We start from the raw sequence: 1,995 nt of genomic DNA, 5'->3' as shown, positions 1-1,995 counted from the left end.
TAGTACTCCAGCTGTAGATCACGATCAGGCTGATGCCGCGGCTCGGCGTCGGTAGTGGCTGGCCTGGGAGCGGGCCTGATGGCGGCGTCTCCAGAGGGACCAGCGAAGCCAGTGGTCGGCCTCATGGATGGGCTGGACTACGAGGGCGATGAAGAGTCGCTGGATTTCGTTGCACGTCAGCGGTATCAGCTCGTCGGGCCCGGGGCGGAGACGGTGTTCATCGGCACGGACGACGGCCAGGAAGGCATGGGCGAGCATGGCGAGGGTGACCCAGCGGGACCAGGATGTGTAGCGGCGGAGCTGGTGCTCGTCCAGGCCGGCCAGGCCCTTTCCGGACTGGAACGTCTCTTCGATCTTCCACCTGGATCCCGCGACCCGCACGAGGGCTGTCAGGGGTACTGGCTGGGGTGAGTAACAGCGGTAGTAGGCCAGTTCGCCGGTAGTGCGGTTGCGGCGGATCAGCAGGTGGCGGTGGCCGGGGGTGGTGCTGGGCAGGTCGATGTGGGCCCAGTCGTAGAAGCGGTGGCCTTTGGCTCCGGCTCCGGCGGACAGTTTCTGCCATGCCCGCTTGGGGAGCCTCTTGGCCAGGGCGTCCGCGCGGAGCTTCCTGGCCCCTGTGGTGACCTCGTGGGTGCGGGCCACCGCGAGGACGTATCCGGTGGCGCGTTCCTCCAGTTCGGCCCGCAGTCTGGGGTTGCCACCGTAAACCTCGTCTCCGGCCACCCAAGGCGTGTGGTGGCCGGAGTCGAGGAAGCGGGTGATCATGCGGGCGGCTAGTTCGGGCTTGGTGGCGAACGCGGCGTCCGGGTCGAGCCCGGCCGCCCGGCAGCGGTCTGGCTGTTCGGTCCAGGAGCGCGGGACGTATAGCTCCCGGTCCAGTGCCGCGTGTCCGCGCCGACCTGCGTAGACGAGATAGACGGCGACTTGGGAGTTCTCGATCCTCCCGGCGGTGCCGGTGTACTGGCGTTGAACGCCGACCGTGTGGGTTCCCTTCTTCACGTCGCCGGTCTCGTCGACCACGAGTACCGCCTGATCGTCGTGCAGGTGCTCGACGATGTAGTCACGCAGGTCATCGCGGACGGCATCGGCGTTCCACTTGGCGCGGCTCAGCAGGTGCTGCATAGCATCGGGTGTCGTCTCCCCGGCCCACTCGGCGATGGTCCAGCAGTTCTTCCGCGGCAGGTCCGCGAGCAGTCCCATGACCAAGCGCCGTATTCGGCGGCGGGGTTCGACCCTGGCGAACCGGCCCGCGATGCGGTCCATCAGGACCTCGAACGATTCCTGCCAGTGGGCAGCGTCTACGCTGTGACCTGCGGCCACCGCGTGATCGTTTGTCTTCACACACTGATGATCAACGGTGGCCGCACCTGCGTGTGCCAGCGGGATGGCAGGGCCGGCCAGGAGGACGCATTGCTGGGGTTGCTGGGCTTCTACGACGAACTGGACAACCGCTCCGGCCAGCCGAACGGATCGATACGCGATGCCGTCCGGCCGGTCGGCGAGCCCGACGAAGCGGGCCTGGCGGCCTACCTGGATGCCGGCCATGTCCTCATTGACGTCATGGAGGCGGGGCACGACGCCATCACGGGCAGCGCCCACCGCCACTCCCTGGGCTGCTCGTCGCTGGTGACCGACGGTGCCTGGCTGTGGCGCCAGGACTTCCCTCATTACGTGGAAACCCACCACGTCCTGCTGCCTGACGCCTTCATCGAACACGTCCGCAGCCTGAACTATCAGATGCCCGCCATCACCGTCGCGCAGTTCGCTCCCCGCTACGACGAGACCATGCCCCTGGTCGGTTGGGCCTCGGCTGTCCCGTGGCGGTCGACTGCAGTCACCCTCGTACCCGAGCCACGAGCAGTGGTGAGCAAGGCCGAGTTCGACGCGGCGATGCTCGCCCAAGCCCGAAACCGACCACACGGCAGCTGGGGCAAGCCACGCAAGGCACGGAGAACGTAGCCGCCAGCGGCTCAGGAGCGATCTACAGCTGGAGTA

General features: G+C 67.3%; 2 protein-coding genes. One reads left to right on the top strand and one right to left on the bottom strand.

Translation table 11 applies throughout. The features are described from left to right. Positions 1-24 precede the first annotated feature (24 nt). Positions 25-1,263 (bottom strand): IS701 family transposase, encoded by a 1,239-nt coding sequence (locus tag ABTY61_RS41820; protein WP_350510492.1) that lies wholly within the window; start codon positions 1,261-1,263, stop codon positions 25-27. A gap of 24 nt (positions 1,264-1,287) precedes the next feature. Between ABTY61_RS41820 and ABTY61_RS41815 the strand changes: the two genes are divergently transcribed. Then, positions 1,288-1,959, top strand: coding sequence for a hypothetical protein (locus ABTY61_RS41815; RefSeq protein ID WP_350510491.1), 672 nt, complete (start codon positions 1,288-1,290; stop codon positions 1,957-1,959). The last annotated feature ends 36 nt before the right edge of the window (positions 1,960-1,995 follow it).

The sequence above is a fragment of the Kitasatospora sp. NPDC096128 genome, assembly GCF_040303105.1.
In the GTDB taxonomy this organism is placed as follows: Bacteria; Actinomycetota; Actinomycetes; order Streptomycetales; family Streptomycetaceae; genus Kitasatospora.
This window is presented reverse-complemented; position numbering and strand designations above follow the sequence as displayed.

What these genes read in the sequence shown, in the direction of transcription:
- ABTY61_RS41820 (WP_350510492.1), bottom strand. Translation starts at nt 1,263, where the DNA reads ATGGACCGCATCGCGGGCCGGTTCGCCAGGGTCGAACCCCGCCGCCGA.